The sequence below is a fragment of the Flavobacterium sp. 40-81 genome, assembly GCF_001898245.1.
Taxonomy (GTDB): domain Bacteria; phylum Bacteroidota; class Bacteroidia; order Flavobacteriales; family Flavobacteriaceae; genus Flavobacterium; species Flavobacterium inviolabile.
On sequence record NZ_MKTM01000030.1, the window covers coordinates 1 to 13,864 of the forward strand.

Annotated in this window: 13 protein-coding genes and 1 riboswitch; of the genes, 9 read left to right on the forward strand and 4 right to left on the reverse strand. The window is 37.4% G+C overall.

All coding sequences use genetic code 11. From position 1 onward, the window contains the following. The first annotated feature begins 205 nt into the window (after positions 1-205). From BGO42_RS11125 to BGO42_RS11140, 4 genes are all read left to right on the forward strand, one after another. Positions 206-433: a helix-turn-helix domain-containing protein gene (locus BGO42_RS11125; RefSeq protein WP_273246975.1), complete on the forward strand. Its 228-nt coding sequence runs from the start codon at positions 206-208 to the stop codon at positions 431-433. 314 nt (positions 434-747) lie between these two features. Continuing rightward, positions 748-1,398, forward strand: coding sequence for a hypothetical protein (locus BGO42_RS11130; protein WP_273246974.1), 651 nt, complete (start codon positions 748-750; stop codon positions 1,396-1,398). A 69-nt stretch (positions 1,399-1,467) separates the two neighbouring features. Continuing rightward, the gene (locus tag BGO42_RS11135; RefSeq protein ID WP_286749306.1) at positions 1,468-2,352 is read left to right on the forward strand and encodes a carboxypeptidase-like regulatory domain-containing protein; all 885 of its coding nucleotides are present in this window, start codon (positions 1,468-1,470) and stop codon (positions 2,350-2,352) included. Between the two features lie 44 nt (positions 2,353-2,396). Further along, positions 2,397-2,663, forward strand: coding sequence for a hypothetical protein (locus BGO42_RS11140; RefSeq protein WP_273246972.1), 267 nt, complete (start codon positions 2,397-2,399; stop codon positions 2,661-2,663). A gap of 33 nt (positions 2,664-2,696) precedes the next feature. Here the strand turns inward: BGO42_RS11140 and BGO42_RS11145 are convergent, their stop codons facing one another. Continuing rightward, a complete protein-coding gene (locus tag BGO42_RS11145; RefSeq protein WP_273246971.1) occupies positions 2,697-3,872 on the reverse strand; it encodes a proline dehydrogenase family protein in 1,176 nt (391 codons plus the stop codon). A gap of 97 nt (positions 3,873-3,969) precedes the next feature. Between BGO42_RS11145 and aroB the strand changes: the two genes are divergently transcribed. The 5 genes from aroB to BGO42_RS11170 all read left to right on the forward strand — a co-directional run bounded on the left by aroB (position 3,970) and on the right by BGO42_RS11170 (position 9,312). Continuing rightward, positions 3,970-5,037, forward strand: coding sequence for a 3-dehydroquinate synthase (aroB, locus tag BGO42_RS11150; RefSeq protein WP_273246970.1), 1,068 nt, complete (start codon positions 3,970-3,972; stop codon positions 5,035-5,037). 302 nt (positions 5,038-5,339) lie between these two features. Then, complete coding sequence (locus BGO42_RS11155; protein ID WP_177734539.1) at positions 5,340-6,746, forward strand: arginine decarboxylase; 1,407 nt, start codon at positions 5,340-5,342, stop codon at positions 6,744-6,746. Between the two features lie 61 nt (positions 6,747-6,807). Further along, on the forward strand, positions 6,808-7,779 hold the full coding sequence (locus tag BGO42_RS11160) for a deoxyhypusine synthase family protein (RefSeq protein WP_273246969.1): 972 nt from the start codon (positions 6,808-6,810) through the stop codon (positions 7,777-7,779). Positions 7,780-7,878: 99 nt separating this feature from the next. Continuing rightward, positions 7,879-8,316, forward strand: coding sequence for a DNA primase (locus BGO42_RS11165; protein WP_273246968.1), 438 nt, complete (start codon positions 7,879-7,881; stop codon positions 8,314-8,316). A 126-nt stretch (positions 8,317-8,442) separates the two neighbouring features. After that, on the forward strand, positions 8,443-9,312 hold the full coding sequence (locus BGO42_RS11170; RefSeq protein WP_273246967.1) for a tetratricopeptide repeat protein: 870 nt from the start codon (positions 8,443-8,445) through the stop codon (positions 9,310-9,312). Between the two features lie 76 nt (positions 9,313-9,388). On the opposite strand, the gene BGO42_RS11175 is transcribed toward BGO42_RS11170, so the two are convergent. The 3 genes from BGO42_RS11175 to BGO42_RS11185 form a co-directional block, all read right to left on the reverse strand. Continuing rightward, positions 9,389-11,416, reverse strand: coding sequence for a hypothetical protein (locus BGO42_RS11175; RefSeq protein WP_273246966.1), 2,028 nt, complete (start codon positions 11,414-11,416; stop codon positions 9,389-9,391). Between the two features lie 59 nt (positions 11,417-11,475). After that, positions 11,476-12,222, reverse strand: a complete 747-nt coding sequence (fabG, locus tag BGO42_RS11180) for a 3-oxoacyl-[acyl-carrier-protein] reductase (protein WP_177734544.1) — start codon at positions 12,220-12,222, stop codon at positions 11,476-11,478. Positions 12,223-12,297: 75 nt separating this feature from the next. Beyond that, on the reverse strand, positions 12,298-13,617 hold the full coding sequence (locus BGO42_RS11185) for a Na+/H+ antiporter NhaC family protein (RefSeq protein WP_273246965.1): 1,320 nt from the start codon (positions 13,615-13,617) through the stop codon (positions 12,298-12,300). A gap of 67 nt (positions 13,618-13,684) precedes the next feature. Beyond that, positions 13,685-13,782: riboswitch (SAM-I-IV-variant riboswitch) on the reverse strand. Between the last annotated feature and the right edge of the window lie 82 nt (positions 13,783-13,864).

Consider the following 13,864-nt stretch of genomic DNA (forward strand, 5'->3'; position numbering starts at 1 on the left):
CATATCGCATTGCGTTTAAATTCTGCCTGATTTTTACAGAAAAGTTAAACTCAAATTTTAAAATGTTTTCGCAATTTTCCTAAACCATATAGTTCTAAATAATACCTATTTGGTATAAAATAAATTAGAATATTATTTATATTTTGATATTTTCTTTATATTGCTGTTTCCCCGCCACCATTTATTTTAAATAAAAACGATTATTATGGTTAACAGGGTACTGCTTAAAATCCGGCTGTTGCGACTTGAAAAAAAGTATTCGCAGGAATATATAGCTTTGCGGATGAATATTTCACAAAGCTATTACGGACGCATTGAAAATGGAAAAACCACTCTTTCCATAAAACGATTGTTACAGTTGCTCGTTATATTAGAAACTGATTGTGCTGCCTTTTTTAATGACCTTGAGGAAGTGAATATATTTGAGGTTTGATACCTGAAAAAATGCTATTTAAAAGCCATACACTGAGTGGCTTTTTTGGTTTTATTGACAACGAAATACAGTATAATCTGACTCTATATACGCAATTATACTCAAAATAAGAATTATTGTTATTTTGGCATCCGGATGTTCCAGAATTATACTTTATTTAGCACACAATTATTTTTCAAAAACGTAAAAATCAACGTAAAACAAGGCATGCAGTATTTTATAAGGTTGACCTTAATTTTTAAAGAACTACTAAACGGATGGATTTTTTGAACTACAATTACTTCTGAATCCAATATAGAAACGTTAGCAGATCCATGAAAATTGAAGTTGACAGGGCGGTATCGTATCCAGAAAAAGTACCTGAAATTATCGTCCTTAATGGCAGCAATCTGCAAAGGGAAGTTTTAGCTATTATGAAAAATTTATTTTTAAAAGTAGCACTATTGCTGTTTTTATTAAGTGCAGGCCTATTTTTAGGCAATGAAAAAAATGAAGTAGCGGTTATAAAAAATAAGACTACTGATTTTTTAGACAATTACTACCCAAGCAGGTATAACCTGGGAAAATCTCTTGAAACTACGGTCAATAAACAAACACTTATTATTTCAGAAATTTTAAATGAATCCGGCAAAAGTATTTCCGGCTATATTGTTACCAGTAAAGATTATCAGGAACTTTTATACTTTGCTGATTATAAAAGAGAATTATTTGAAATTGTATGCTATGATTTTATACAGCATGCTACTGATCTGATTAATTTTACAACAAACAGTCATTTTGAATCATTTGTCAGAACTGACTTAATTAACGAAATTGAAAAGGGAGATTCATCCCCAGCTACCGCAATGAAATTTTGGGGAACATCCTGTGGTCCTCCTTTTTCACTTGAGGAAAATTCCTGTTACAGAAACTGTTGTTACTATGTATTATGGGTCAATACCGGTTGTGATGTTGTTGGATGCTAATCCAATATTTGATATTTGATATTCGAAGTTTGAGGTTTGATTTATTGTGGGTACCAACTTTAACCTAATATGATGAAAAAACATATCCTATTTCTATTCCTGTTTATGTTTACCGCAATACAATTGCATTCCCAAAAGATACTGGTTATTGACTCCTTAACCCAAAAACCAATTCCGTATATAACTGTCCGGTACAATAAAAATGACGGAACCTATACCGATGAAAAAGGATATTTTACCGTAAATAATAAATCCAATGATAGCGTAATGCTATCCCATATTGCTTATAACAATTATTCGATTAAAGCAGCTCTCATAAAGGACACCATTATAATGTCGCCTAAAACAAAGCCGCTACATGAAATAATAATTACAAACGCCAATAGTGTCAAACATATTGATTTTTTGAAAAAGAGCTTTAATCACGGTAGTTTTCCAATATCCTCACGGGTAGAACTGGTCACTTTAATAATTCCAGGTACCGGAAACACAAATGCGATGATAACCAAACTGGAATTGCGTTTTGAAAAGAAACGCTTTGAAAAAACAGAAAAAGACATCAAAACGTTGTTCCGGATTAATTTATATACGGTGCAGCAGGAGCAGATTCATGATAAAATATTTACCAGCGCCGTTTATAACCGTAATTCTTTAAAGCAGGAAAAAGTTGAACTTGATCTGACAGATTCCGATATTCAACTATCGGAAAACGGGCTGTTTATTGGTATTGAAGTAATCGGCGATGTTGCTGTAAATGGAACTTTAACAGCCAATAACAATTCCGTAAGACCTCTATTAACCGATAGGACAACAAACGATTATACCGCCAAAACCTTTTTAAGATACACTTTTGACGGAAGAAAGAAACTCCAGCCCTTAAATACCGTATTGGAGAACAATGTTGATCCCAAAACAAAACGAAACCTTTCTTTTGGACTAACGCTCACTAAGTAAATCAAGGATTAAAAACACAATCATAAACCGTAAAAAACTAAAATATGAGAACATTTATATTCATCGCAAGCATCGTGTGTTGCCTGTATTTTTCAGCTTTAATTTTATACAGCTATACCGACACAACGATTCAGGCAGTAACTATTTTAGGAGAAATCATCACTATTCCTTTACTTATTGCCAACCAGGCTGTTCTAATCGTAGCTACTCTAAAATGGATTGCCGTTGATAAACTCGTCTTTAAGTCGACTTACCTGTTTTCCTTTTTACTGTCGGTTAGCAGTAGCCTATTGCTTATTCTTGCGGATTGAAATATAAAAAAGCCTCCAATTGGAGGCTTTTTTTTAATTATCTTCTATTTTTCGACGTTGTCTTTCTGTTTTCAGTAAGGTCAGTTCTCTACTGGTTTGTCCGGCCACAGAAGTGTTTTCTTCTGCACGACGGATTAAGTACGGCATCACATCACGAACCGGTCCGAATGGTAAATATTTCGATACGTTATACTCGTTTGCAGCAAGGTTATAACTGATATTATCACTCATACCATACAACTGTCCGAAATAAACGCGACTGTCATGTTTCGGGATATTGTGCTCCTCCATTAACTGCATCAGACGGTACGAACTGTTTTCGTTATGCGTTCCGGCAAAGATCGCCATTGTATCGATATGCTCGATCATGTACTGGATTGCGCTGTCATAATTAATGTCGGTTGCCTCTTTAGAAGCACAGATCGGGGTTTTATAGCCTTTCTCTTCTGCTCTTTTATGCTCTTTTTCCATATACGCCCCACGAACGATTTTCATACCGATATGAAAACCTTCCGCTTTTGCTTCCGCATGCAGTTTCTTTAAGTAATCCAACCGATCCCAACGGTACATTTGCAGCGTATTGTAAATAATTGCTTTTTCCTTGTTGTATTTGCGCATCATGTTTGCTACCAACTCATCCGCAGCATCCTGCATCCAGCTTTCTTCCCCGTCAATTAGCAGTACAACATCTTTTTCATAAGCCGTTTTACACACTTTTTCAAAACGTGCCACTACTCTGTCCCACTCCTGTTGCTCATCGGCTGTCAGCGTTTGTTTTTCACCTAATTTCTCATACAGGTAAAAACGTCCCAATCCGGTTGGTTTAAACACTGCAAAAGGAATCGCCTGACGTTCTTTGGCAAATTCAATCGTTTTTAAGGTCATTTCCAAAGCGGCATCAAACTGAGCTTCGTCTTCTTTTCCTTCAACGGAATAGTCCAGTACCGAAGTCACACCTTTGGTAAACATTCTGTCCACCACTTTCAGACAGTCATCCTCACTCACTCCACCGCAAAAATGGTCAAATACCGTAGCCCGGATTAATCCTTCTACCGGAAGATGTGCCTTTAAAGCAAAATTGGTAACGGCTGTTCCTATTTTAACCAACGGTTCATTGTCGATCATTTTAAAAAGAAAATAAGCTCTGTCAAGCTCTGTATCGCTTTTAAGTGCAAAAGCAACCTGCGTATTGTTGAATATCTTTTCCATTAGTAGTATTGAAAATATACATGCAAATATAACTACAGTTTAAGAATATTTCATAAAAAATCACGAATTTTGCCGTTCGATTATCAATATTTCAGCGATGCACACAATACAAGCAAATGGTTATGCCATTCATTTTAACGAAAACAGTTATGAATATTTAACGGAAACCCTTTTAAAGGAGGTGTATTCCAAAATTTTTATAATAGTTGACAGTGAAACGGCTCAATATTGCCTGCCGGACTTTTTAGCCAATCTGGCTACAGAAGTACCTATTGAAATCATCGAATTTGATGCCGGAGAGGCTTTTAAGACCATCGAAACCTGTGTGGAGATCTGGCATGCCCTCACAGAACTGGGTGCCGACAGAAAAAGCATCATCCTGAATGTGGGCGGCGGTGTCGTAACCGACCTGGGCGGGTTTGTTGCCTGTACCTATAAAAGAGGGATCGATTTTATCAATGTCCCGACAACCCTGTTAGCCATGGTGGATGCTTCCGTGGGCGGTAAAAACGGTGTGGATCTGGGCAGTCTTAAAAACCAGGTGGGCGTTATCCAAAACCCGAAAGCGGTACTGGTCGATACTCATTTTCTGGAAACTTTACCCCAGACACAAATGCGTTCCGGACTGGCAGAAATGCTGAAACACGGTTTGATACAGGATAAAAACTACTGGGAACAATTTAAAGACTTAAGCAGCTTGGATACAAATGATTTGAATAATTTAATTCATCAATCGGTTGCGATTAAAAATAATGTGGTAGCGCAGGATCCTACCGAAAAAGGCATCCGTAAAGCATTGAATTTCGGGCATACTTTAGGACATGCCATTGAAAGTTATTTCCTGGAAAGCGACGACAAAACCACTTTATTACATGGCGAAGCAATTGCCGTTGGTATGATACTGGAAGCCTTTTTATCACTTGAAAAAGGTTTTATAAATACGGCAGCATACCAGGAAATCAAAGCAGTAATTTCCGATATTTACCCTGCTGTAATGTTTACCGAAAACGATATAAATGCGATCCTGAATTTACTTATCCACGATAAGAAAAATGAGTTCGGCAGCGTTCGTTTTGTATTGCTAAACGGTATTGGTGATGTAAAAATCAATCAGGAGGTCGAAAACCCCTTGATTTACAAGGCTTTTGAAGATTATAAAAACTAATATTTTTTTAATAAAATTGTTTTTAAATACGCTGTAATATTTTTTACATTTGTCGCGATGAAAAACGGTCAAAATACACACATCCCTAACAATGGTAACACCAGAAAAAACAAGTCCTTGTCAAAAATGCAGCGGATTGTTTTTTCGATTAAAAGTGTTAGAAATTTTGATATTTTCCTTTTTACCAATCCCCTGCATGAAAAACTGCAGATAATGTACGCTAATATTAGAGTTTGAAAATCAGGTTGTATTACAAATACTGTCACAGAATTTATTAATATAACTTAACGATTTACACAAAAATGAACACTAAATATTACGACTTAATCAATCAGACATTCTATTTCCCGCAAGAGGAATTCACCTTAAATAAAGACAACCTGCAATTTCACAACATCGATTTGATGAAATTGGTAGAACAATACGGTACCCCTTTAAAATTTACCTACTTACCGCAGATTTCCAACAACATCAACAAAGCCAAAGGCTGGTTTAGAAAAGCGATGGAAAAACACAAGTATGAAGGAAAATACTACTATTGCTACTGCACCAAAAGTTCCCACTTTGAATTCATTATGAATGAAGCGTTTAAAAACAACATTCACATTGAAACTTCTTCGGCTTTCGACGTTAACATCGTAGAAAACCTTATGGAGCAAGGGAAAATCAACAAAAACACCTATGTTGTCTGCAACGGTTTTAAACGCGAACAATATATTGACAATATCGCCAAGCTGATCAACAACGGTCATGCGCGCACCATTCCGGTAATTGACAACTATGAAGAGTTGGATTTATTACAGGAAAAAATCAACGGTAAATTCAAAATCGGTATCCGTATTGCTGCGGAAGAAGAACCGAAATTTGAGTTCTATACGTCCCGTTTAGGAATCGGTTATAAAAACATCGTTCCTTTTTACAGAAAACAAATTCAGGAAAACAAGAATGTGGAACTAAAAATGTTACACTTCTTTATCAATACCGGAATTCGTGATACGGCCTATTACTGGAATGAGCTTTTAAAATGTATGAAAGTATATATCGCCCTGAAAAAAGAATGCCCTACTCTGGACAGTCTTAACATTGGCGGCGGTTTCCCTATTAAAAACTCACTGGCATTCGAATATGATTACGAATACATGATTAGTGAGATCTTAAACCAGATCAAAATTGCCTGTGATGATGCCGATGTTCCGGTACCACACATCTTTACCGAGTTCGGTTCTTTCACTGTTGGAGAATCCGGAGGAGCAATTTATCAGGTATTGTATCAGAAACAGCAAAACGACAGAGAGAAATGGAACATGATCGATTCGTCTTTCATTACCACTTTGCCGGATACCTGGGCAATCAACAAACGTTTTGTTATGATGGCCGTAAACCGCTGGAACGACACCTATGAAAGAGTACTCCTGGGTGGATTAACCTGCGACAGTGACGATTATTACAACTCGGAACAACACATGAATGCCGTGTACCTGCCTAAATACAACAAAGAAAAACCATTATATATCGGTTTCTTTAACACCGGTGCATATCAGGAAACTATCGGCGGATTCGGCGGATTACACCACTGCCTGATTCCACAGCCGAAACACATTTTGATTGACCGCGACGAAAACGGCATCATTGCTACCGAAGTATTCTCGGAACAGCAAACTGCCGATGATGTATTGAAGATTTTAGGATACGAGAAAAAAGAAAAATAAATTCAGGAGGTTTATACGGTTACCCAAACCGGCAAACCCTAACTTTTAAATAATTTAAGTAATGAGTAAAGGACCAATCAGTCAGTTTATTGAAAAGTATTATTTACATTTCAACTCTGCCACAGTAGTTGATGCTGCTAAAGCATACGAGCAACAATTACAGAACGGTGCAAAAATGATGGTAACATTAGCAGGTGCGATGAGTACTGCTGAACTAGGAAAGATTTTTGCTGAAATGATCCGTCAGGATAAAGTTCAGATAATTTCTTGTACAGGAGCTAACCTTGAAGAAGATATCATGAATTTAGTAGCACACTCTCACTATGAGCGTGTACCAAACTACCGTGATTTAACACCACAGGATGAGTGGGATTTATTGGAAAAAGGATTAAACCGTGTAACCGATACCTGTATTCCGGAACACGAAGCTTTCCGTCGTTTGCAAAAACACATCCACAAGATCTGGAAAGATGCAGAAGATGCCGGTGAGCGTTATTTTCCGCATGAATTCATGTATAAAATGTTACTTTCAGGATGTTTGGAAGAATATTACGAAATTGACTTAAAAGACAGCTGGATGTATGCTGCAGCAGAAAAAAACCTGCCGATTGTTGTTCCGGGATGGGAAGACAGTACAATGGGTAACATTTTTGCTTCTTATGTAATCAAAGGCGAATTAAAAGCATCTACAATGAAGTCCGGTATTGAATACATGACTTTCCTGGCAGACTGGTATAGCAAAAACAGCAATAAAGGTGTTGGTTTCTTCCAGATTGGTGGTGGTATTGCAGGAGATTTCCCTATCTGTGTGGTTCCGATGCTGTATCAGGATATGGAAATACACGATGTTCCTTTCTGGAGCTACTTCTGTCAGATTTCTGATTCTACAACAAGTTACGGATCCTATTCCGGAGCGGTTCCGAATGAGAAGATCACCTGGGGTAAACTAGACATCAATACGCCTAAATTTGTAATCGAATCTGACGCAACAATTGTAGCACCGCTAATTTTTGCTTACCTTTTAGATATGTAATTTTTTTTAATGTACAACCTAAAAAAATAGTCAATTTTATTTGAAAATAAAGTTTTAGGATATTACATTTGAATAACAACAAGCATTAAAAAACAACGAATGAAAAGAGTAATTGTAGATTACGCTAAATTAACGAATGAAATCTTAACCCTTTTGGTTGAGAGGTTCCCGGACGGATACGATGACTCCGACGTTATCCGTTTCAAAAACGCTAAAAATGAAACTGTTGAAGCAGTTGAAGTACGTACCGAAGATACTATCTACTTAGTAAAAGTAAGTACAAAACTGGCTGACAGAATCGAGAATTTCGACGAAGACGATGAAGATATCGCAGCAGACGACGCTATTGACATCAAAGGACTTGACATTGAAGACGGTGATGACGAAGAAGTGAAAAAGCCCAAAGCACCAAAAGTGAAGAAAAACGCAGACGGTGACGATGATGAAGATGACGACGAAGATGACGATGATTATGATGATGACGATGAAGATCGTGATTATGATGATGAAGACGAGGACGAAGAAGACGAAGATTAGCATTCATTCTACAAAAAACCATATAAAAAATCCCGATTAGCAATAGTCGGGATTTTTTATACCCACTTTACTCTCAGCCCAATCATAAACCCTATTATTTTCCAGAATAAAAATTTCAAAAGAGATATGACAAAATTTTTCACATTAATAAGCATTATCAGCTTTCACCTTTTATGCGGACAAACTTTGGAAGAAAAAATTGCAATCAAATCATGCGAATGCCTGGCTTCTAAATCAAAGTTAACAGAAGAAAACACCCGGGAATGTATCGTAACATCTACTACGACTGTCGTTTTTAGTGATCCGGATGCTAAAAACCGGGAACATTTCAATACCGTTGACGGGATTCAAAATCTGTTTCAAAAAATTACAGCAATTTTACCCAAAACCTGTGACAGTATTAAAAAAAGCAATAGTATCGAAAAAGAAAAACAATTCTACACTGCTTCAAAAAATGAAAAAGCGCAAAACGCATACACTATTGCAGATGATATGATTGATTTACAAAAGTATGACGTAGCAATAGAATCATTATTGAATGCTATCAAAAACGACCCTAAATTCGTTATGGCTTATGACAACTTAGGACTTTGTTACAGACAGTTAAAGGATTACGACAAAGCGATCAGGTATTACAAAAAATCGCTGGAAATATATCCCGAAGGCACTTTTGCATTAATGAACATAGGTGTAGCTTATGGTTTTAAATCTGATTTTAAAAATGCGATAATTATTTATGAAAAATTAAAAAAATACCATCCTGATAATGCCGAAGGTTATTTTGGTGCCGGAAAAAATTATTTCTTGATTAATGATTATGAAAAAGCGCTTGATAATATTTTTACGGCACATCGCATTTATACGGAAGAAAAATCAGATTACGCCAAAGACACAGAACAATTGATAGGCATCTTTTATTCCAAACTAAAAAATGAAAACAAGGAAGAAGTTTTTAAAAAAATAGCCGAAAAACACAATATAAAACTTAACGAATAAGTATTCGCAAAGCTTTAACGAATTATATTAAACAAAAATCCCGCTGCAATTGCAGCGGGATTTTTATAGGATAGCATTACAACAATCCGTTATATTTCCTGATAAACCATTCCAGTGCCAGGGTTAATCCCAGCAGGATCAGCAATCCTTTCCAGTCAATTAACGGCGATTTGGTAATCACCGCTTTTTCCACCGGTATATATTCCGGGTTTTCCAGTAACATCCTGATCAAGGCATCTGCCTGATCCGGGTAAAACACTTTTCCGTTAGTATTAGCCGCCAATTGGTTTAATCGGGCGGTATCCGGATTGACAAACTGTTTTTCAATTTCAAAATCCAGCACTTCAAATGTTCCGGCATAAGACGTTTTGGAGCTGTTTTCCTTTACCACAAAACTATACTGCCCGGCTTCCAGTCCGTCGAGATTGACTTTATATTCATTATTCCCTTTCAGGAAATCATAATTCTTAACCGCATTCGTGTTTTTATTCTTTAGCTGAATTGTCAGCTGTGCATTTTCGTCAAACTCATAGTTTTTATTAAAATACTGTCCGGTAATTTCAATGGTTTCCCCGGAATTGTAAAAACTTTCATGAGTAACCACCAGTGATTTTTTTAAAGCATTCGACGCCAGGAACTGTACCGTCTTATCCATAAAAATATCAAACTGTTCGAATGATTTGGTTTTTAAATGACTTTCCACGCGCCATTTCCAGATATTCTCTCCAAAAAGATACGCATTGCGCTTTACTCCGTTTTCAGTAAATACAAAAAGCGGACTTTCCGATTTAATGTTGCGGATTCTCGCCTGCAGCAAGGTATTGGCATTTCCGGTTACCGTTATCGTACCAAAAGGATGCTGCAACGGCGGGAACGATTCAAAGCCGATATTCTCTAAAGCAAACAAATTGAATTGCGTATTAAAGTCGGCAGCATAATCTTCCTTCTGTCCGCCCATTCGAAACTGGATCTGGGATTGGTACTGATTCAGCAAATTGAAATCGGTATTCATTCCGGTAATCACCCAGCTGTTTAGCTGCACATTTTTATTCAGGTCCAGAAGCTTTTTAAACTCCGCATTCGGCTGGTACAATATTAAAACGTTATAATCTTTTAAATCACTGATTTCATTTGGATTAACAATCGTTACTTTACGTTGTTGATTAGCTTCAACAGCACGCTTGATCGCCCCTAAATCGGGATGGCTTACCGCCGAAACCAAAGCAATTTCCGAACGCTGATCCATTACTTCAACCGCAAAGTTCTTAACGTTGTTGTACTGGTTCTTTTCTTTTTCGGCCGAGGTGATAACGGCTTTAAATTTCTGTACACCTACTTTATCGGCATTCAGTAAAACCGAAACTACCTGTGCTTTTTTACCCGGACTGAAATTAACCTGTTGTTTGTAAATCGTTCCGTTTCCCTGCTGGATACTGAAAACTGCATTTACATTTTTGTTTCCGTTATATTGCAGAAATATTTCTACCGGAAATTTATTTTTTAAAAAGGCATACTTATTTACATTCAGCTGATTGATTTTTAAATCCAGGAAGGTCGTTGTATCCCCTAAAACCAACGGATAAACGGTAGTGTTTTGCTGAAAGCTGTACACATAATCGTTTCCGATGGTCTGATTACCATCCGTCAGCAATACAACCGGATATTGCTGATTGCGGTAAAACTGCTTTAAGTTTTGGGCTACCTGGTCAATATGGGTTTGCTTTCCTTTAAAATCCAGCTTACCATCGGCATTAAAACCGGCATCAAAAGTATATAACTGAACGTCGTATTTGTCTTTAAGCGCACTGTTCTCCCCAATCTTTTTAGCTAAAATTCGTGCCAGGTTGTCCTGTCTGAGCTCTTTAACCGATTGGGAATTGTCCACTATAACCGGCAAAGGCGTTTTAACATCCTGGTAGTTTTTCCGGGAGATGACCGGATTGATCAGCAACACAAAAATGGCAAACAGCGTTATAAAACGCAGCAAAGCCAAAAACAGATACACTTTCGATCTGTTTCCGGCTTTGTATAAGTATTGATAAAACGCTAAACCAAAGGCTACAATAGCGGATAATATAAGTAATACAATCGTAGATGTAGTCATTCCTGTTTTAAGGTTTTAAATGGATGATTATAAAAGAGTTCTCTTAAATAAACAAACGTTTAGGTTAACATACCGCCGTCTACGTTTAACACCTGACCGGTAACGTAAGCGCTCAGATCTGACGATAAGAATACGCAGGCATTAGCCACATCTTCAGGAGTTCCGCCACGTTTCAACGGAATGTTCTCTCTCCATCCTTTAACTACATCTTCGTTTAATTTTGCTGTCATTTCCGTTTCAATAAATCCCGGTGCAATTACATTACAACGGATGTTACGGGAACCTAATTCAAGCGCCACCGATTTTGAAAAACCGATTACACCCGCTTTGGAAGCAGCATAGTTTGTCTGTCCGGCATTACCTTTAACACCCACAACAGAACTCATATTGATAATCGATCCCGCACGATTTTTAAGCATGATCTTCTGAACTGCTTTTGTCATGTTGAAAACCGATTTTAAGTTAACATCAATAACCGTATCGAAATCTTCTTCAGAAATACGCATTAAAAGGTTATCTTTTGTAATTCCGGCATTGTTAATTAAAATATCAACGTTTCCGAATTCGGCAATTACATTGTCTACTAACTGCTGTGCTTCGTTAAAATCCGCAGCATTCGACTGGTATCCTTTTGCTTTTACTCCTAAAGCTATTAATTCATTTTCTAAAGCTTTTGCCGCTTCTGCAGAAGAACTATAAGTAAAAGCTACATTTGCACCTTGTTTTGCAAATACTTCGGCAATTCCTCTTCCGATTCCTCTACTCGCTCCTGTGATGATTGCGGTTTTTCCTTCTAGTAATTTCATATTAAAAATTAAAGTTTGTTTATTTGAAATGAAAGACAAATATAACAATTCGGTTTTAATCCTTATCCTATTGTTTTAAACTTTAAAGAATTTATTGGTTAACCTGTCCCAATGACGGTTATTAATTGCAATCATCGTAAACAGAAACAGGAATACCACATACCAGGTATTCATGATCAGGTCGGTAAAATGGAGTTTCCCGCCCGCATAGTTCAGCAACAGCAATACCTGCGCACCATACGGCAGTATGCCCTGTACAATACAACAGAAAATATCCATTACGGTTGCTGTTTTACGGGAACTCAAATGGTATTCGTCATTAATCTCCCTGGCGATATTCCCGGTAATCACTATCGATACCGTATTGTTCGCAATCGCAAGATTGGTAAAGCTCACCAAAGCACCAATTCCCATTTGTGCGGATCGCTTGCTTTTAATCCTGGCTTTTATTTTGTGCAGCACATAATCGATTCCGCCGGCTTTTGCCACCAATGCCGCCAAACCGCCGGTTAACATGGACAGCAGGAAGATATCGATCATGCTGATAAATCCTTCATATATTTTCTGTGCGAAAACCAAAACCGAAAAATCATGACCAACCAATCCGATAAATCCGGCAGTCAATATCCCGATCAGTAAGGTTGCAAAAACGTTCACTCCCATCACCGCCAATCCGATTACTAAAAAATACGGCAGTATCGCTATAAATTCATAATTCCCTTTGTTGATGGCAACGGCACTGGTTTCGGTTGTTAAACCGAGGTACAACAAAATAATTACCGTTATAATGGAAGCCGGCAGAGCAATAAACAGGTTGACTTTAAATTTATCCCGCATTTCACAACCCAAAGACTGCGTCGCCGCAATAGTGGTATCGGAAATAATCGACAGATTATCCCCCAGCATCGCACCGCCTAACAGCGAACCGCAGATTAACGGTAAGGAAGCACCGCTTTTATCGGCCAGGCTTACCGCTATGGGGCCCAAAGCAACTATCGCTCCTACAGATGTTCCGGTAGCGGTAGATAAAAAGGAAGCCACCAGGAAAATTCCTAACGGGAAATATTCAATATTAATGTTGTTGATTCCGAGGTTTACAATCGATTCCACGGCTCCCATTGCCTGCGTTACACTGGCAAAACCGCCCGCCAACAGGTAAATAAGACACATGGTCATGATTTTACTGTCGCCACAGCCTTTAATTAAAGTATCAATCTTATCTTCTGTCGTATTTTTAAAAAAGATAAAGGCTGCAATAATCCCAATCACTACAGCTAACGGTGAAGGGAAAGCATAAAAATCATTCAGAATGATTCCGGCACCCAGAAAAGTAAAAATAAATACGAATAGTGGTAGCAAAGCTAAAGCATTGCCCTTTTTTTTAGATTTTTTCATCATCGATTGCTTATGAATTTAATTAAGCTCACGACGACAAGCAAAACTGGTCAAGAAAGTAGTGTGTGAAAACAACATTTTTTCCAACAGAATTGGCTTATCGTTTTAGCACCTTGCTCGTTGTTGCAGGTTGCTATCTCTTTTGCGAGATTCGTGATAACGGCGGCAAATATAATTCTTTTTTTGTCTTATTTTCACAACAAGTCGTTTTTTGATAAAAAAATAACAACATTTGACGCTAAAAGAC

What these genes read in the sequence shown, in the direction of transcription:
- BGO42_RS11125 (WP_273246975.1), top strand. Translation starts at nt 206, where the DNA reads ATGGTTAACAGGGTACTGCTTAAAATCCGGCTGTTGCGACTTGAAAAA.
- BGO42_RS11175 (WP_273246966.1), bottom strand. Translation starts at nt 11,416, where the DNA reads ATGACTACATCTACGATTGTATTACTTATATTATCCGCTATTGTAGCC.
- BGO42_RS11140 (WP_273246972.1), top strand. Translation starts at nt 2,397, where the DNA reads ATGAGAACATTTATATTCATCGCAAGCATCGTGTGTTGCCTGTATTTT.
- aroB (WP_273246970.1), top strand. Translation starts at nt 3,970, where the DNA reads ATGCACACAATACAAGCAAATGGTTATGCCATTCATTTTAACGAAAAC.
- BGO42_RS11145 (WP_273246971.1), bottom strand. Translation starts at nt 3,872, where the DNA reads ATGGAAAAGATATTCAACAATACGCAGGTTGCTTTTGCACTTAAAAGC.
- BGO42_RS11135 (WP_286749306.1), top strand. Translation starts at nt 1,468, where the DNA reads ATGATGAAAAAACATATCCTATTTCTATTCCTGTTTATGTTTACCGCA.
- BGO42_RS11160 (WP_273246969.1), top strand. Translation starts at nt 6,808, where the DNA reads ATGAGTAAAGGACCAATCAGTCAGTTTATTGAAAAGTATTATTTACAT.
- BGO42_RS11170 (WP_273246967.1), top strand. Translation starts at nt 8,443, where the DNA reads ATGACAAAATTTTTCACATTAATAAGCATTATCAGCTTTCACCTTTTA.
- BGO42_RS11155 (WP_177734539.1), top strand. Translation starts at nt 5,340, where the DNA reads ATGAACACTAAATATTACGACTTAATCAATCAGACATTCTATTTCCCG.
- BGO42_RS11165 (WP_273246968.1), top strand. Translation starts at nt 7,879, where the DNA reads ATGAAAAGAGTAATTGTAGATTACGCTAAATTAACGAATGAAATCTTA.
- BGO42_RS11185 (WP_273246965.1), bottom strand. Translation starts at nt 13,617, where the DNA reads ATGAAAAAATCTAAAAAAAAGGGCAATGCTTTAGCTTTGCTACCACTA.
- BGO42_RS11130 (WP_273246974.1), top strand. Translation starts at nt 748, where the DNA reads ATGAAAATTGAAGTTGACAGGGCGGTATCGTATCCAGAAAAAGTACCT.
- fabG (WP_177734544.1), bottom strand. Translation starts at nt 12,222, where the DNA reads ATGAAATTACTAGAAGGAAAAACCGCAATCATCACAGGAGCGAGTAGA.